At 70.4% G+C, this 15,771-nt stretch carries 16 protein-coding genes and 1 pseudogene; 10 read left to right on the top strand and 7 right to left on the bottom strand.

Annotation, left to right across the window (positions count from 1 at the left end; translation table 11 throughout):
• Nucleotides 1–66: 66 nt before the first annotated feature.
• Nucleotides 67–897 (top strand): tRNA (adenine-N1)-methyltransferase, encoded by an 831-nt coding sequence (locus tag RPX00_RS38135; protein WP_406632810.1) that lies wholly within the window; start codon nt 67–69, stop codon nt 895–897.
• Here RPX00_RS38135 and RPX00_RS38130 read toward each other — a convergent pair.
• On the bottom strand, nt 894–1,352 hold the full coding sequence (locus RPX00_RS38130) for a hypothetical protein (RefSeq protein WP_406632809.1): 459 nt from the start codon (nt 1,350–1,352) through the stop codon (nt 894–896). The two genes, RPX00_RS38135 and RPX00_RS38130, sit on opposite strands and share 4 nt — an antisense overlap.
• On the bottom strand, nt 1,353–2,249 hold the full coding sequence (locus RPX00_RS38125; protein WP_406632808.1) for a hypothetical protein: 897 nt from the start codon (nt 2,247–2,249) through the stop codon (nt 1,353–1,355).
• A 350-nt stretch (nt 2,250–2,599) separates the two neighbouring features.
• Here RPX00_RS38125 and arc point away from each other — a divergent pair, with 350 nt between their 5' ends.
• Nucleotides 2,600–4,402, top strand: a complete 1,803-nt coding sequence (gene arc, locus RPX00_RS38120) for a proteasome ATPase (protein WP_406632806.1) — start codon at nt 2,600–2,602, stop codon at nt 4,400–4,402.
• A 55-nt stretch (nt 4,403–4,457) separates the two neighbouring features.
• Here arc and RPX00_RS38115 read toward each other — a convergent pair whose 3' ends face one another.
• Complete coding sequence (locus tag RPX00_RS38115) at nt 4,458–5,363, bottom strand: DMT family transporter (RefSeq protein WP_406632804.1); 906 nt, start codon at nt 5,361–5,363, stop codon at nt 4,458–4,460.
• 121 nt (nt 5,364–5,484) lie between these two features.
• Between RPX00_RS38115 and RPX00_RS38110 the strand changes: the two genes are divergently transcribed.
• The 3 genes from RPX00_RS38110 to RPX00_RS38100 all read left to right on the top strand — a co-directional run bounded on the left by RPX00_RS38110 (nt 5,485) and on the right by RPX00_RS38100 (nt 7,514).
• Nucleotides 5,485–5,823 carry a hypothetical protein gene (locus tag RPX00_RS38110; protein ID WP_406632802.1) on the top strand — a complete coding sequence of 113 codons (339 nt, stop codon included), beginning with the start codon at nt 5,485–5,487 and terminating at the stop codon, nt 5,821–5,823.
• Between the two features lie 93 nt (nt 5,824–5,916).
• A complete protein-coding gene (locus RPX00_RS38105; protein ID WP_406632800.1) occupies nt 5,917–6,840 on the top strand; it encodes an aldo/keto reductase in 924 nt (307 codons plus the stop codon).
• 68 nt (nt 6,841–6,908) lie between these two features.
• Complete coding sequence (locus tag RPX00_RS38100; protein ID WP_406632798.1) at nt 6,909–7,514, top strand: hypothetical protein; 606 nt, start codon at nt 6,909–6,911, stop codon at nt 7,512–7,514.
• Between the two features lie 165 nt (nt 7,515–7,679).
• On the opposite strand, the gene RPX00_RS38095 is transcribed toward RPX00_RS38100, so the two are convergent.
• Nucleotides 7,680–8,204: an NUDIX domain-containing protein gene (locus RPX00_RS38095; protein WP_406632796.1), complete on the bottom strand. Its 525-nt coding sequence runs from the start codon at nt 8,202–8,204 to the stop codon at nt 7,680–7,682.
• Nucleotides 8,205–8,245: 41 nt separating this feature from the next.
• On the opposite strand from RPX00_RS38095, the pseudogene dop reads away from it, so the two are divergent.
• The 5 genes and pseudogenes from dop to RPX00_RS38070 all read left to right on the top strand — a co-directional run bounded on the left by dop (nt 8,246) and on the right by RPX00_RS38070 (nt 12,678).
• A pseudogene (gene dop, locus RPX00_RS38090) lies at nt 8,246–9,747 on the top strand (depupylase/deamidase Dop).
• Between the two features lie 89 nt (nt 9,748–9,836).
• On the top strand, nt 9,837–10,031 hold the full coding sequence (locus tag RPX00_RS38085) for a ubiquitin-like protein Pup (protein ID WP_037363480.1): 195 nt from the start codon (nt 9,837–9,839) through the stop codon (nt 10,029–10,031).
• A gap of 138 nt (nt 10,032–10,169) precedes the next feature.
• Nucleotides 10,170–11,027, top strand: a complete 858-nt coding sequence (gene prcB / locus RPX00_RS38080) for a proteasome subunit beta (protein WP_406632794.1) — start codon at nt 10,170–10,172, stop codon at nt 11,025–11,027.
• A 61-nt stretch (nt 11,028–11,088) separates the two neighbouring features.
• Nucleotides 11,089–11,874 (top strand): proteasome subunit alpha, encoded by a 786-nt coding sequence (gene prcA / locus RPX00_RS38075; RefSeq protein WP_406632792.1) that lies wholly within the window; start codon nt 11,089–11,091, stop codon nt 11,872–11,874.
• A gap of 66 nt (nt 11,875–11,940) precedes the next feature.
• The gene (locus tag RPX00_RS38070) at nt 11,941–12,678 is read left to right on the top strand and encodes a transglutaminase domain-containing protein (RefSeq protein WP_406632790.1); all 738 of its coding nucleotides are present in this window, start codon (nt 11,941–11,943) and stop codon (nt 12,676–12,678) included.
• Here the strand turns inward: RPX00_RS38070 and RPX00_RS38065 are convergent.
• The 3 genes from RPX00_RS38065 to RPX00_RS38055 form a co-directional block, all read right to left on the bottom strand.
• The gene (locus tag RPX00_RS38065) at nt 12,657–13,892 is read right to left on the bottom strand and encodes an RNA polymerase sigma factor (RefSeq protein ID WP_406632789.1); all 1,236 of its coding nucleotides are present in this window, start codon (nt 13,890–13,892) and stop codon (nt 12,657–12,659) included. The genes RPX00_RS38070 and RPX00_RS38065 overlap by 22 nt on opposite strands.
• Nucleotides 13,885–14,235: a YciI family protein gene (locus RPX00_RS38060; protein WP_406632787.1), complete on the bottom strand. Its 351-nt coding sequence runs from the start codon at nt 14,233–14,235 to the stop codon at nt 13,885–13,887. The genes RPX00_RS38065 and RPX00_RS38060 overlap by 8 nt, the downstream gene beginning before the upstream one ends.
• Nucleotides 14,236–14,344: 109 nt before the next feature.
• Nucleotides 14,345–15,562 (bottom strand): alpha/beta hydrolase, encoded by a 1,218-nt coding sequence (locus tag RPX00_RS38055; RefSeq protein WP_406632785.1) that lies wholly within the window; start codon nt 15,560–15,562, stop codon nt 14,345–14,347.
• Between the last annotated feature and the right edge of the window lie 209 nt (nt 15,563–15,771).

The following is a 15,771-nucleotide window of genomic DNA, read 5'->3' as shown; positions in this document are numbered from 1 at the left end:
ACGACGCGCGGGGGACGACCTGCGAGGATTCGACGTCGGCGTTCCGGGTTTCAGTGGAGGAAGAAGTTGTCGGTCAGCGGACCGTTTCGTGCAGGTGACCGGGTTCAGCTGACGGACTCGAAAGGCAGGCACTACACCCTCACGCTCGCCGACGGCGGCGAGTACCACACGCATCGCGGCGCGCTCGCGCACGACGACCTCATCGGCCGTCCCGAGGGCAGCGTGGTCACTTCGGCCGGAGGCAGCACGTATCTCGCGCTGCGGCCGCTGCTGCCGGACTACGTGCTGTCGATGCCGCGCGGCGCGCAGGTCATCTACCCCAAGGACGCCGCGCAGATCGTGATGTGGGGCGACATCTTCCCGGGCGCGCGCGTCCTCGAGGCCGGCGCCGGTTCGGGCGCGCTCACCTGCTCGCTGCTGCGCGCGGTCGGCCCGGCGGGACAGGTCTTTTCCTACGAGATCCGCGACGACCACGCCGAGCACGCCGAGCGGAACGTCGTGAAGTTCTTCGGCGAGAAGCCGGACAACTGGACACTCACCGTCGCCGATCTGGCCACGCACGCCGGCGAGGTCGACCGGGTCGTGCTGGACATGCTCGCACCGTGGGAACAGCTGCCGAACGTCGCCGCGCACCTGGTGCCCGGCGGCGTGCTGACCGTCTACGTCGCCACCGTCACGCAGCTGTCCCGGGTCACTGAATCGTTGCGGGAACAGCAGTGCTGGACCGAACCGGAGTCGTGGGAGACGCTGATGCGGCCCTGGCACGTCGTCGGCCTCGCGGTGCGGCCGGACCACCGGATGGTCGCGCACACCGCGTTCCTGCTCACCGCGCGCCGCCTCGCGGACGGCACGGTTTCGCCGCGCGTTTCGCGGCGGCCCAGCAAGGGCAAAGGCTAACCAGGGACGCACCAGCGGCCGTTCTCGCGACGCAGCGGGAACGGGGTGTCCTTGCGCCCGCCGGAACCTTCGACGCGCACCGTCACCGTGGCCTTGTCGCCCGCGATCGCGGGCGGTTCGGTGAGCGAGACCTGCAGCGGGCCCGCGGCGTCCCACGTGGCTTGGAGTTCCTTCAGCGCCGCCGCGGTTTGCGGTTTGCACGTGAGGGTGCCGAATTCGGCCGAGTCGGCGCGGGTGATGGCGTCGACGAGAGTCCGCGCCAGCGTGGCCACCGCCGCCTGATCGGCCTCGGGAGCGGGAGAAACGGACGCGCTGGTGCGCGGCGGAGGCGGGGGACTGGGCGGCTCGCTCGTCGGGCGGGCGGGCCCCGGCAGGCCGATCAAGACCAGGCCGAGGACACCGCCCGCGACGACGGCCGCGAGCAGGACGAGTGCCGTGCTGAGCCGGCGTCTCACTCAGTGGTCCGTGCTGACCTTCCCGAGGCACCAGGCCCCGCCCTGGCGCAGGGCGGTGAGGGTGCCGTCGGCGGTCTTGCTGGACGTGGTGACGTGGTACTTCACCGTCGCCTGGTCGCCGCTTTCCTGCGGGCTGCTGGTCAGCTCGAAGTGGATGCCCGAGGGCATCTGCGAGGTCGGCTTCTGTCCCTTGGTGAGGCTGGTGCAGAGCAGCGAGAACAGCCCGTCGGTGTCGGAGCTGTTGTACGCCTCGGACGCGGCCTGGAACAGCTCGCCCGGCGTCGGCTTCGCCCCGGCCGCGGCCGGGGAGTCGCCGCTGCCCGAACCCGAGGACGCCGAGGTCGACGGGGACGACGAGGAGCTGCCGCTCGGGCCGCTCGACTGCGGTCCGGCCGGGGCCGACGAGGACGCGGGCGGGGCGGCGGTCTTGGTGTCGTCCTTCTTGTCGCCGGTGAGCCAGATGACCAGGCCGGTCGCGCCGCCGAGGACGACCACCGCGGCGACCGCGATGCCGACGATCAGGCCGGTCTTCTTCTTTTTCGGCGGCTCCTCGCCGAAGCCGCCGAACTGCCCGCCCTGCTGCCCGAACTGCCCGCCGGGCTGCTGTCCGAACTGGTCCGGCTGTTGCCCGAACTGCCCGAATTGATCCGGCTGCTGCCCGAACTGCTGACCGCCCGGCTGCTGGTATGCGCCCTGGTAGGGGCCGCCCTGGCCGGGTGCGCCGGGCGCGGCCGGGAACCCGCCGGACTGCGGGCCCTGCGGCGGCTGCCCGCCCTGGTTCCAGCCGCCCTGCTGCGGCTGCCCGTACGGCTGCTGGCCGCCGGGCTGCTGCCCGTACGGGTTCGGCTGCTGGCCGCCCTGGTTCCAGCCGCCGGGCTGCTGCGGCGGATAAGTCATTTCGGTTCCCCCTGCCGTGCTAGCGAAAGTCCAGGCCACCAGCGGAACGTGGCCACCCGGGGATGCTAGCCAGCCGCGCGCGTTTCCGCGCAGCCAGGCCGCGAGTCGGGACGAGATCCGGGTTTGCCGGGCGCCGGGCGGGGCATCCGGAACGTGTTCGGTTCCGCGTTGCGGAAACCCGCGGCGAGCGGAATCCCGCGCGCGGCACCGAATCGGCCGCTTGCGCTGCGCGCGCGGGCGTGCTGCCGACCGGAAAAAGCGCGACGCGCCGGTCTTGTGATGCGGAAAGGCCTTTTCTTGTCGGTGATCGCCGGTACCGTGGAATGAAAAGCACTCCGAGGAGGTGCCCGATGCATCATGACCTTCCCGGAGGTCGGCGCGAGGAGGCCGACCCTTCAGCAACCGGCGGAGCAGGGCAGACAACTGAGGAACAAGCCCGGCAGATCCGTTTTCTCGAGGAAGAAGTGGCGCTGCTGCGCCGCAGGCTCACCGATTCCCCGCGACAGAACCGCGTTCTCGAACAACGTCTCGCCGAGGCGTCGGAACGGGTGAGTCAGCTCACCGAGCGGAACACGAAACTCGTCGAAACCCTGCGCGAGGCGCGGGGGCAGCTGCTCGCCCTCCGCGAGGAGGTCGACCGGCTGGCCCAGCCGCCGAGCGGTTACGGGGTGTTCGTCGAGGCGTACGAGGACAACACGGTGGACGTGTACACCGCGGGGCGCAAGATGCGCGTCTCGGTGTCGCCCGCGGTGGAGGTCTCGTCGCTGCGGCGCGGGCAGGCGCTGCGTCTCAACGAGGCGCTCACCGTCGTCGAAGGCGGCGAATTCGAGCGCACCGGCGAGGTGTGCGCCCTGCGCGAGGTGCTCGCACCGGACGTCGAGGGCGGCAGCACGCGCGCTCTCGTGGTCGGCCACGCGGACGAGGAGCGGGTCGTCCTGCTCTCCGACCCGCTGGCCGAGCAGACGCTCAAACCGGGCGATTCGCTCCTGGTGGACTCCAAGGCCGGCTACGCCTACGAGCGCGTGCCGAAGGCCGAGGTCGAGGACCTCGTGCTGGAAGAGGTCCCGGACGTCCGCTACGAGGACATCGGCGGCCTGACCAGGCAGATCGAGCAGATCCGCGACGCGGTGGAGCTGCCGTTCCTGCACGCGGACCTCTACCAGCAGTACCAGCTGCGCCCGCCCAAGGGCGTCCTGCTGTACGGCCCGCCGGGCTGCGGGAAGACGCTCATCGCCAAGGCGGTGGCGAACTCCCTGGCCAAGAAGGTGGCCGAGGCCCGCGGCGACACGGCGGACGGCAAGTCCTACTTCCTCAACATCAAGGGCCCGGAGCTGCTGAACAAGTTCGTCGGCGAGACCGAACGGTCGATCCGGCTGATCTTCCAGCGGGCCCGGGAGAAGGCCTCCGAGGGCACCCCGGTCATCGTGTTCTTCGACGAGATGGACTCGATCTTCCGCACCCGCGGCTCCGGCGTGTCGTCGGACGTGGAGACGACGATCGTGCCGCAGCTGCTGTCGGAGATCGACGGCGTCGAGGGGCTGGAGAACGTCATCGTCATCGGCGCCTCCAACCGCGAGGACATGATCGACCCGGCGATCCTGCGGCCGGGACGGCTCGACGTGAAGATCAAGATCGAGCGGCCGGACGCCGAGGGCGCGAAGGACATCTTCTCGAAGTACCTGGCCGAGGGCCTGCCGATCCACGCCGACGACCTGGCGGAGTTCGGCGGGGACCAGAAGGCCACCTTCGACGCGATGATCCAGCACACCGTCGAGCGGATGTACGAGGAGAGCGACGAGAACCGGTTCCTGGAGGTCACCTACGCCAACGGGGACAAGGAAGTCCTGTACTTCCGCGACTTCAACTCGGGCGCGATGATCCAGAACATCGTGGACCGGGCGAAGAAGTCGGCGATCAAGTCGGTGCTGGAGACCAAGCAGCCCGGCCTGCGCGTGCAGCACCTGCTGGACGCGATCGTCGACGAGTTCGCGGAGAACGAGGACCTGCCCAACACCACCAACCCGGACGACTGGGCCCGGATCTCCGGCAAGAAGGGCGAGCGGATCGTCTACATCCGCACGCTCGTCACCGGCAAGAACCAGGAATCGGGGCGGGCGATCGACACCGCCACGAACACCGGTCAGTACCTGTAGCGCAAGCGCGAACCTGTGGGGCCGCCGGCATCGTCCGGCGGCCCCACAGGCCGTTTCAGACCTTTTCCAGCACCGGTTGCCGCGCCCGGGAAAGCCGTCCGTGCGACGCCAGGATCCCGAGCACGACCAGCAGCGCGCCGACGGGTTCGTTCCAGTGCACCGGTTCGTCGAGGATCAGGACGCCGAGCAGCACCCCGACCACCGGTGTGAGGTAGGTCACTGCAGAGGCATTGGCGGCGCCCCAGGCGGTTGCGATGGCGGTGTTCCAGGTGTAGGCCACGCCGGTGCCGAGCACGCCGAGCGCGAGCATCGACAGGACCACGGCGAGATTCAGGTGCACCGGCTGCGCGGCGATCACCGGCGTCGCGGCCAGGAGGATGATGGTGGCGAAACCGGTCTGTCCGAAGGCGACCACGACCGGGTCGGGGTTGCGCGGCGAAACGAACTTCCGCAGATACACGAAAGCCAGGCCGTAGCAGGTGGTCGCGCCGAGGCAGGCGAGTTGCGCGAGGACTTCGTGGCTCAGGTCGATGCCGCGCCAGACCCCGACGAGCGTGAGCACGCCCGCGAAACCCAGCAGCAGTCCGGCGGTTTTCGGCCGCGTGAGCCGTTCGGCGGGCAGCGCGGCCGCGGCGAACAGCATGGTCAGCAGGGGAGTGGTGGCGTTGAAGATGCTGGCGAGTCCGGACGCCACGTACTGCTCGGCCCACGAGTACAGCAGGAACGGGCCCACGCAGAACAACACTGAAACCACCGCGAGATGCGCCCACAACGCGGGATCGCGGGGGAGCGATCGCCTGCGCAGCACCAGGAACGCGCCGAGCGTCAGCGCGCCGAGTGCGACCCGGGCCAACGCCACCTGGGCCGGCGACAGCCCTTCCAGGCCCACCTTGATGAAGAGAAAACTCGCGCCCCACACGACGGCGAGCGCGACGAAGCGCGCGGCGATGCCGAACCTCACTGAACCTCCGTTAACGGCCAACTGACTCCTGCGGCCAGTCAACGTCCGCGCCACGCCCGGAGTCCAGCGGGTTTCGGTCACTGCGCTCGACCTTGGTGTATAACGCCCTATACTGCGCCGCGTGAGCACTGACAGCGTCCGTCCGCGACCGCCCATCACCGAAGCCGACGTCCTTGCCTGGCTTGAGACGACCGCCGCGGCCGTCCAAGCGGGGGAGCTGAACGCCAACGACCTGATCGACCTGCTGGGGGAGCTGCGCCGCGCCTCCGCGGCCTGCGCCGACGCCTCCGACTGGGCACTCCTCGCCGCCCGCGAAGAGGGAGCCAGCCTTCGCCAAATCGCCCCGGTCTTCGGCAAAGGCTACGTCCGAGCACCCGCCGCCCGCCTCGAAAAACTCCACCGCCAAGCCCAAAACTCCAGCCAATGGCTCGCCATCCTCCGGCACAAACAAAGTGTATAACGACCTATACATCTGGCGATTGGAAAACGCTCTGCGCCGCGTCGCCTAACCTTTTTCCGCAATTCCCAAACACAGCAACGACAAGGGGATCCGATGGACCGCATCGCGGTGGGCCTGGCCGCGCTCGGCCGTCCGGCATATATCAACCTGGGGCGGGATTTGCCCGAGGTCCGGGATGTGCCGTCGATGCGAGCGGCGACGCACGCGGTGCTCGACGCCGCCTACGCGGCGGGGGTGCGGTGGGTCGACGTCGCGCGGTCTTACGGCCGTTCGGAGGAGTTCCTCGGCGGCTGGCTGGCCGAACGCGGGCACGAGGACATCACCGTGTCCAGCAAGTGGGGCTACCGCTACGTCGGCGATTGGCGGCTCGACGCGGAGGTCCACGAGGTCAAGGAACACACGCTGCCGCGGTTCCGCGAGCAGTGGGCGCAGACCCGGGAACTCCTGGCCGGGCACGTGGATCTGTACCAGGTGCACTCGCTCACTGTGGACAGTCCGCTGTTCTCCGACGACGCGCTGATCGACGCGCTGGCCGCGCTTTCCGACGGCGGCGTCGAGGTCGGGTTCTCCACCTCCGGACCCGCGCAGGCCGACGTGGTGCGGCGGGCGTTCGAGCTGGAATCGGGCGGGCGGCCGGTGTTCGCGTCGGTTCAGTCCACTTGGAACGTGTTCGAGCCGTCCGTCGGCCCGGCGCTGGCCGAGGCGCGGGCGGCCGGGAAACGGGTGCTGGTCAAGGAAACTCTCGCGAACGGGCGGCTCGCGGTCGAGGCTCCCGAGCCGCTGCGGCGGATCGCCGAGGCGCACGGCGTCGGCCCGGACGCGATCGCGGTAGCCGCGGTGCTCGGGCAGGAGTGGGCTCCGGTGGCGGTGCTGGGCCCGTCGAGCCCGGCGCAGCTGGCCGCGAACCTCGCTGCCACGCGAGTGCGACTCAGCGACGAAGACCGCGCTGTGCTGGGCGAACTCGCGCAGGACGCGCGGGAGTACTGGGCGCACCGATCCCACCTCGGGTGGAGCTGAGCGGCTGCATTACCCTCGGGCGAACATGGCCCGGGGCGGACGGGCAACACTGAGCGCGGAGGGGCAACGTGCGTCGTCGGCAGGTGCCAGCAGTCGCTGTGCTGGTCGGGCTGGGCGCGCTGGCCGGGCTCGCCGGATGCGGCAACCGACCCAACAACCTCGAGACCTACTACGACGATCCAGTCCCGGACACGAGCGCCCCGGTGGCACCACCGGTGTCGCGTCCGGTCGATCCGCCGGTTGTTTCTTCTTCACCGGCCCCGGATCCGCGGCGCGCGGAGGCAGCCCTGCTGTCCGATTCGGACGTTGCCGAGGAGGGAGTCGCTCCGGGGTCCGGGCGGGTTTCCGGGTGTTTGAGCGGGTTGGCTGCGGGGGAGCGCAAGTCGGTGAGCTGGGTCTATCCGAGCGGGTCGGCGTTGACGCACGAGGTCACGATGTACGCGGATCGGTCGGGCGAGGACGTCGTCGCAGGCACGCATTGCGCAGGCACCGAGGTGGAGTTGCCGCCGCAGCCGGGAATCACCGTGCAGCGAGCATGGTGTGAGGGCTCGACGTGTGCGGTGCTGGTGGCCAAGGGGAATCTGGTGTCGGCGTTGAGTGTGGCGGCTAGTACGCCCGCGCGGGCGCAGGATGCGGCGAAGAGGTTGCTGCCGAAGGTTGCGGGGAAGTTGTAGTGGCGTTGGGTGCCTAGGGTCACCAGCTGTGCTTTTGGCGCCGACTTCGTCGGCGCGCGCGGGATCGCCTTTAGTCGGCGTCTGACCGAGCGGGGTGCTGGGCCCCAGGGGGCCGGGCACCCCGCTCGGTCAGACGCCGACGCGATCCCGCGGTTGTGGCTGGGTTTAAAGCTTCTTGTGGTTGCGGAACCATTCTTGGATGCCTGAGCGGCCGTCTGGGATGAAGGGGCGGCTGGGGTTGGGGTCGAAGACCCAGGTCCGGAGGTGCTCCAGTGAGATCCACTGCCCCTCCACGATCTCCTCGGGTTGGGTGTGGATGGGGCCGTCCCAGCGGACTTCGTAGGCGAAGTTGTGGCAGCGGATGCTTCCGTTGTCGTAGATCTTGGTGAACAGCGGTTTCGGTTCCACTCCGTGGACGCCCAGTTCCTCGGCCAGTTCGCGGCGGGCGCAGTCGGCGGGGGTTTCGCCGGCGGCGACTACTCCGCCTGCCCAGCAGTCCCAGGTGGACGGGAAAACGTCCTTGTCGGGGGTGCGCAGGTGCACGTAGACGGACTGGCCGTCGCCCGATCGGACGAGAACCACGCCGGCGGCGTGCCAGAGGCCTTCGGCTCGTACGCGGGAGCGGAGGGCCTCGCCTACCGGCTGGCCTGCGTCGTCATAGAGGGCAACGAGTTCGTCACTGCCTGGCATGGGGGCATCGTCGCACGCGTCGAACCCGTAGGGTGGTGGGCATGCGTCGGATCATGGGAACCGAAGTCGAGTACGGCATCGCCGTGCCCGGGGACGCCACGGCGAACCCGGTGCTCACCTCGACTCAGGTGGTGCTGGCCTACGCCGCGGCTGCGGACATCCCGAGGGCGCGCCGGGCGCGCTGGGACTACGAGGTGGAGTCGCCGTTGCGCGACGCGCGCGGGTTCGACCTGACCGGGCCGGGCGGTCCGGGGCACGACCCGGACGTGGAGGACTTGGGCGCGGCGAACGTCATCCTCACCAACGGTGCGCGGTTGTACGTGGACCACGCGCATCCGGAGTACTCCGCCCCGGAGGTCACGAACGCGCGGGACGCGGTGATCTGGGACAAAGCGGGCGAGCGGGTGATGGAGGAGGCCGCGTTGAAGGCGGCCACCGTGCCGGGGCAGCCGCCGTTGCAGCTGTACAAGAACAACGTGGACGGCAAGGGCGCGAGCTACGGCACGCACGAGAACTACCTGATGCAGCGGTCGACGCCGTTCACCGCGGTGATCGGGGGCTGACGCCGTTCTTCGCGTCGCGGCAGGTGATGTGCGGGTCCGGCCGGGTGGGGATCGGGCAGCAGAGCGAGGAGGCGGGTTTCCAGCTTTCGCAGCGCTCGGACTACATCGAGGTCGAGGTCGGGCTGGAGACCACGCTGAAGCGCGGGATCATCAACACGCGCGACGAGCCGCACGCGGACGCGGACAAGTACCGGCGGCTGCACGTGATCATCGGGGACGCGAACCTGTCGGAGCACTCGACGTATCTGAAGGTCGGGACGACGGCGCTGGTGCTGGACCTGATCGAGGCCGGCGTGCGGTTCGACGACCTGAAGCTGGACGAGCCGGTGCGGGCGGTGCACAAGATCAGCCACGACCCGACGCTGAAGACGAAGGTCGAGCTGGCGAACGGGAAGAAGTTCACCGGGCTGGACCTGCAGTTCGCCTATCACGAGCTGGCGGCGGCGAACCTCGAGCGCACGGGCGCGGACGAGGCGTCGAAGGAAGTGCTGCGGGTGTGGGGCGAGGTGCTGGACGCGCTGGCGCGGGATCCGCAGGAGTGCGCGGACCGGCTGGACTGGCCCGCGAAGCTGCGGTTGCTGGAGGGGTACCGGGAGCGGGACCAGCTGGCGTGGGGCGCGCCGCGGCTGCGGCTGGTGGACCTGCAGTATTCGGACGTGCGGCTGGGCAAGGGGCTGTACAACCGGCTGGTCACGCGGGGTTCGATGAAGCGGCTGGTCACCGAGGAGGAGGTGCAGGCGGCGATCACGAATCCGCCGTCGGACACGCGCGCCTACTTCCGGGGCCGGGCGCTGGAGAAGTACGCGTCGTCGATCGCGGCGGCGTCGTGGGATTCGGTGATTTTCGACGTGGGCCGGGAGTCGCTGGTGCGGATTCCGACGCTGGAGCCGTTGCGGGGGACGAAGGCGCACGTCGGGAAGCTGCTGGACGCGGCGGCGACGGCGGAGGAGCTGGTGGAGGCGATCACCGGTTCGGACTAGCGCGATCCCGGCGTTTCGGGCCGGTTGAAGGCCCTTTTCGTCGGTACCGCTGGGTAGGCTAGGGAACATCGGCCAGACCGGGAGGCGAGATGGCGCAGGAGAAGATCGAGAAGCACGGCGGCGGAGACTCCGACGAGGAGTTCGACGGCGCTGGTGCGGCGGGCCAGGAGCGGCGGGAGAAGCTCGGCGAGGACGTGGACACGATTCTCGACGAGATCGACGACGTGCTGGAGGAGAACGCCGAGGACTTCGTCCGCGCTTACGTGCAGAAGGGCGGCGAGTAGCCGTCCGCCCGTCGGGCCGTCCCGGGTGCGGGGCGGTGCGGCGGGCGCGCTGGGCCGGAGGTTTCGCGCGGTGGCGCCGGGGGCAGGTTTGTGCTCGGCGTTGCCGGGCACGGATTGAGATGGGAACCGAGAGCACGTATGGACAACACCTCCTCTGGGGCGGGTTTTTCCGGACCCGGCCTGCCGTCGGCCTACTTTTCGCCGGCGACGTCGTCGTTCGCGGATTTCGTGCGGGCGACCGCGCCGGAGCTGCTGCCCGCGCGGCGGGTGCCGGCGGGTGAGCTGGACGTGCCGCACGGCACCACGATCGTCGCGGTGACGTTCGCCGGCGGGGTGCTGATCGCCGGGGACCGGCGGGCGACGTCGGGGAATCTGATCGCGAGCCGGGACATCGAGAAGGTGCACGTCACGGACGAGTACTCGGCGGTGGGCATCGCGGGGACCGCGGGGCTGGCCGTGGAGATGGTCCGGCTGTACGCGGTGGAGCTGGCGCATTACGAGAAGATCGAGGGCGTTTCGCTTTCGCTGGACGGCAAGACGAACAAGCTGGCCGGGATGGTGAAGGCGAACCTGGAGATGGCGATGGCGGGGCTGGCGGTCGTGCCGTTGTTCGTCGGGTACGACCTGGAGGCCGAGGACGCGAAGCACGCGGGCCGGATCGTGTCGTACGACGCGGCGGGCGGGCGCTACGAGGAGCACGCCGGGTACGCGAGCGTGGGTTCGGGGTCGCTGTTCGCGAAGTCTTCGCTGAAGAAGCTGTACGACCCGGACGCGGATGTCGACGCGGCGGTGCGGACGGCGCTGGAGGCGTTGTACGACGCGGCGGACGACGACACCGCGAGCGGCGGGCCGGATCTGGTGCGCCGGATTTTCCCGAACGTCATCACCATCACCGCGGAGGACGGCGCGGTGGTGCTGCCCGCGGAGCGGACGGGCGAGGTGGCCGAGGCGGTGGTGGCCGGGCGCGCGGAGCGCAATCACCACCGGCCGGTGTGAGGCCGCCGATGTCCGCTGAATCAATGACTGCCGAGTTTTCGGAGAACGTGGAGCCGACACCGTGACGATGCCGTTGTATGCCTCTCCCGAGCAGTTGATGCGGGAGCGTTCCGAGCTGGCGCGCAAGGGGATCGCGCGGGGCCGGAGCGTGGTGGTGCTGAAGTATTCCGGCGGGGTGCTGTTCGTCGCGGAGAACACTTCGGCGACTTTGCACAAGGTCGCGGAGATCTATGACCGGATCGGGTTCGCCGCGGTGGGCCGGTTCTCGGAGTTCGAGAATCTGCGGGTGGCGGGGATCCGGCACGCGGATCTGAAGGGCTACCAGTACGACCGCCGCGACGTGAGCGCGCGGGCGCTGGCGAACGCTTACGCGGCGACGCTGGGCAGCATTTTCACCGAGCAGCTGAAGCCGTTCGAGGTCGAGGTCTGCCTGGCGGAGGTCGGGGCGACCGCGGCCGAGGACCAGTTGTACCGGTTGACCTTCGACGGCGGGATTTTCGACGAGTCGCCGTTCGTGGTGATGGGCGGCCAGACGGACACCATCAGCGCGAAGCTGAAGGACGTGGTGGATCCGGAGCACGATCTGCGGACGGCGCTGGCGTCGGCGATCGAGGGGTTGCGGTCGACGGCGACGTCGAACGGCAACGGCCCGGCGGCCGAGACGGAGATCAAGCTCGAGGTCGCGGTGCTGGACCGGGCGCGGCCGCGGCGGGCGTTCCGGCGGTTGTCGGGGGCGGCGCTGGAGGCGTTGCTGCCGGCGAAGGAGGAGCCTGCCGAGAAGCCGGACGGCGACGGCGGCAAGGACGACTCGGGCGACGCTGGCAAGGGGTCGGCCGAGAAGGAGTGACGTAGCGGACTGATGGGCCGTCGGCGGGTGCCGACGGCCCATCGTCGTTTCCGGGATACTGGCGGGGTGACGTGTGCGCTCGTGACTCCGTGGTGGCGGCAGCGGATCGCCGGGGACGGTTCGGCCGCGGGCGGCGTGGTTCCGACGCCGATTCTCGACTGGCGTGCTCCGTCGGTGCAGTCCCTGGTGCGGGCGACGGCGGCTGAAGACCGGCTCGCCGGGTTGCGGGCGGCGCACCGGGTGATCGCCGGGTCGGTGCGGCCGGTGTACGCGGTGCAGGAGCGGCAGCCGATTTCGCGGACGCTGCGGCGCGGGCGAGGTTCGTGCAGTCAGCGGCTGGCGATTCTGGAAGGCGTCGCTCGGGCGCAAGGGATTCCGACGCGGGTGCGGGGTCTGGTCGTGGACGGCCGGTTCTGGTATCCGCGGTTTCCCCGGGCGAAGTTCCTGGTGCCGTCGCGGGTGCTGGTGGCGTGGCCGGAGTTCCGGGTCGCGGACGCGTGGGTGCCGGTGGGGGAGCTGTTCGGGCCGTTGACCGAGCTGACGGCGGGTCCCGGGTTCACCAACGACAGCGGGGAAACGCTGTTCGACGCGGTGTCCCGCACGGCGATCGACTGGGACGGCGTCACCTGCGAGGCCGGCGGGGCATGCGACCTGTCGGCGACGGTGCTGACGGATCTGGGCCGGTTCGATTCGCGCGACGACCTGTTCCGGCGGCACGGGCAGACCCTGTCCGGGCCGTTGACGGTGCTCGTCGACCCGGTGCTCAGCCGGTGGGCACCGCCTCAGAGCGCGTCGAGCCGCTGACGCAGGTGGGCGCGTTCCGGCTCGGTTCCCGCGCTGGCCAACGCTTCCCGGTAGGCCGCTGCTGCTTCGTCGTCTCGGCCGAGGCGGTGCAGCAGGTCGCCGCGCGCGGCGGCGTACGGGTGGTAGCCCTGCAGCCGGGGTTCGTCGGCTAAGCCGTCCAGGAGTTCGAGTCCGGCTTCGGGTCCGTCGCGCATCGCTACCGCTGCCGCGCGGTTGAGCGCGACCACCGGGGTCGGCGTGAGCGTCAGCAGGATGTCGTACAGCGCGACGATCTGCGGCCAGTCGGTACTGGCGACGTCGGGTGCCTCGGCGTGGAGCGCGGCGATCGCTGCCTGCACCCCGTACGGCCCGGGCGGACCGCCGGTGAGCGCGACCGGCACCAGCGCGCGGCCCTCGTCGATCAGCGCCGCGTCCCAGGCTGTCCGGTCCTGGTCTTCGAGCAGGACGAACTCGCCGTCCGGGCCGGTGCGGGCGGCGCGGCGGGCGTGGACCAGCAGCAGAAGCGCCAGCAGCCCGGTGGCTTCGCGTTCGGCGGGCAGCAGGCGGTGCAGGATCCGCGCCAGCCGGATTGCTTCTTCGGCCAGGTCGGGACGCTGGATGTCCGGGCCGGAGCTGGCCGCGTAGCCCTCGGTGAACAGCGAATACAGCACCTGCAGCACGCCGGGCAGCCGGGACCGGAGTTCGTCGCCGGACGGGACGCGGAACGGGATGCGGTGGTCCCGGATCCGGTTCTTGGCCCGCACGACCCGCTTCGCCATCGTCGCGGTGGGCACGAGGAACGCCCGCGCCACCTCGGGCGTCGTGAGCCCGGCCAGGCAGCGCAGCGTGAGCGCGAGCCGGTCCTCGGCGGCCAGCGCGGGATGCGCGCAGGTGAAGAACAGCTGGAGCCGGTCGTCGGGCAGGTCGCCGTCCGCGCCGGGCAGCGGGGGCGGGTCGCTGCGGTCGGATTCCGCTTGCAGGACAGCGAGTTTCGCCGCGTACGCCTGGTCTCGCCGGAGCCGGTCGACGGCCTTGCGGCGCGCGGTGGTCATCAGCCACGCGCCGGGTTTCGGCGGGACGCCGTCCACCGGCCAGCGCACCAGCGCGGCCTCGACCGCTTCGGCGGCCACCTCCTCGGCGAGGTCGAGATCGCCGAAGCGGCGGACGAGCGCGCCGAGCAGGCGGCCGTGCTCCTCGCGGAACACGGCCGCCACGGACGCTCGCGCGTCAGGCATCGAAATCGGCGATCGGGCGGACCACGACCGAACCGTCGCGGGACCCCGGGCAGCGGGCCGCCCAGTCGAGCGCCGCGTCGAGGTCCGGCACGTCCAGCACGTAGAACCCGCCCAGCAGCTCGCGGGTCTCGGCGAACGGGCCGTCGGTGGTGATCGAACGCTCGCCGTCCGCGCCGACCTGGACCTTGGTCGCGGTGACGAGATCGGCGAGCGACTCCCCGCTGACGAACACCCCCGCGTCGCGGACTTCCTTGTCGTAGGCCATCCAGTCGGCGGGCTCGCAGCCGGCGGCCGCGCCCTGTTCGGTGGCCGCGGAAGCGTGGATCAGCAGCAGGTACTTCATGTCGGGCTCCTTCGTCGGTCAGCGCGGCCGTGGTGCCGCGTCGACCTCACCACGAACGGCGCCCGCCCGGATGGACAGGGCCCGGAAAGAATCTTTCCGGGCAATCCGCTCAGAAGGACGCAGGCGCGCTGCGGAAGTTCTGATCGGCGAAGGCGAGCATGTACGGGAGCGTCGCCCGGGCGGTGTGCCAGGTGTGGTTGAACCCGCGTTCGGCGTGCACCACGACGTCCTGCCCGCGCCGCTGCAGCGACCCGGCGATCCGGTGCGCCGTCGCGACGTCGGTGGGCGCGCCGGTGCCGACGGTGAGCATCACGGCGATCTTCTGCGGGAACGGCATCGTCGGGATGTAGCGGCGCGGGGTGTTCGCCGCGATCGCCGCCTGGTTGCCGCCGAGGACGCCGACCGAATCGTTCAGGTCGTCGTACGGCAGCGAGATCAGCAGCGTGCCGAACTCGTCGAGGTGGTGCAGGCCAATGTTCAGCGCGCCGAACCCGCCGCCGGACATGCCGCCGAGGGCACGGTGGCCGCGGTCGGCGTAGGTGCGGTAGTGCTTGTCGACCGCGGGCACGATGCTGCTGGCGAGATACGTTTCCAGCTGCGGCCCGCCGGGGACGTTGAGGCATTCCCAGTCGGTGCTCGGCCGGTTGGCGGTGAGGTCGACGCTCACGATGATCATCGGCTGGATGACGTGCGCGTCCTCGAGGCTCTTCAGCGTCTGCGGCGCGGAACCGGAGGTGAGCCAGTCGCGCGGCCCGCCGTAGGGGTAGCCGTGGATCAGGTAGACGACCGGGTAGCGCCGGTTCGCGTTGGCCGGGTCGTGGTAGCCGGCCGGGAGGACCACGTAGTTCTCGCCGTTCTGCACGCCGTGGGCCGGGTCGGGCACGTTCAGCACCTCGGTGCTGCCGTTGGCGTTGGACGGGGCCGCCGGGCGGCCGGCGGAGCTGCCGCTGTTGCCCGAGGCGGAGCTGGCGGCGCTCGGGTCCGAGTCCTCGGCCGGATCGTCGCTGGTGCGGCGCAGCAGGGTGCCCGCGACGTTCATCGCGCCGGTGCCGCGCTGCAGCAGCCTGCCGAGGTCGCTGGGCGTGCGGACGTAGCCGACGTAGCTGTTCACGGCGGTGACCGCGGCGATCAGGAAGAGCGCGATCGAGCCGTTGACGCCCCAGCGCCGGACGCGGCGGCGGTGCGCGAGCGCGATCGTCACGGCGAGGACCGCCGCGGCGGCTCCAGCGAAGGCGAGCCACAGCAAGGGCGATTCGAGCGGGCCGAGGTCCCTGGCCTGAGAGGTGACCGACGGCGGCAGCACCGGGTCGACAGCCTGCGGGGTCATCCGCGGCCTGCCTGACTCGGGCAGCTCGCACCGCGGGAGGAAAAACGCACTGACTAGACCCCTGCCGTGAACTGGCGCGGACAGGACAGTCCGCACCTCGAAGATCACGCTAGGGAGGGCTCGCTGTGGATTCGTTGAGAGAAGGTAAAGGAAGGGTCAAGAAAGCTTGCTCAACGGGCGAGGGGACGGTAAGCGCGCAGGTCAGGGCC

Origin of the sequence: Amycolatopsis sp. WGS_07 (genome assembly GCF_045278895.1) — a bacterium.
GTDB lineage: Bacteria > Actinomycetota > Actinomycetes > Mycobacteriales > Pseudonocardiaceae > Amycolatopsis.
Note: the sequence above shows the minus strand (reverse complement) of the source record. Positions and strands in the feature narration are given on the sequence as shown.

Coding starts and splice junctions, on each gene's coding strand:
- RPX00_RS38125 (WP_406632808.1), bottom strand. CDS start 2,249: ATGACTTATCCGCCGCAGCAGCCCGGCGGCTGGAACCAGGGCGGCCAG.
- arc (WP_406632806.1), top strand. CDS start 2,600: ATGCATCATGACCTTCCCGGAGGTCGGCGCGAGGAGGCCGACCCTTCA.
- RPX00_RS38105 (WP_406632800.1), top strand. CDS start 5,917: ATGGACCGCATCGCGGTGGGCCTGGCCGCGCTCGGCCGTCCGGCATAT.
- RPX00_RS38095 (WP_406632796.1), bottom strand. CDS start 8,204: ATGCCAGGCAGTGACGAACTCGTTGCCCTCTATGACGACGCAGGCCAG.
- RPX00_RS38085 (WP_037363480.1), top strand. CDS start 9,837: ATGGCGCAGGAGAAGATCGAGAAGCACGGCGGCGGAGACTCCGACGAG.
- prcB (WP_406632794.1), top strand. CDS start 10,170: ATGGACAACACCTCCTCTGGGGCGGGTTTTTCCGGACCCGGCCTGCCG.
- RPX00_RS38065 (WP_406632789.1), bottom strand. CDS start 13,892: ATGCCTGACGCGCGAGCGTCCGTGGCGGCCGTGTTCCGCGAGGAGCAC.
- RPX00_RS38060 (WP_406632787.1), bottom strand. CDS start 14,235: ATGAAGTACCTGCTGCTGATCCACGCTTCCGCGGCCACCGAACAGGGC.
- RPX00_RS38055 (WP_406632785.1), bottom strand. CDS start 15,562: ATGACCCCGCAGGCTGTCGACCCGGTGCTGCCGCCGTCGGTCACCTCT.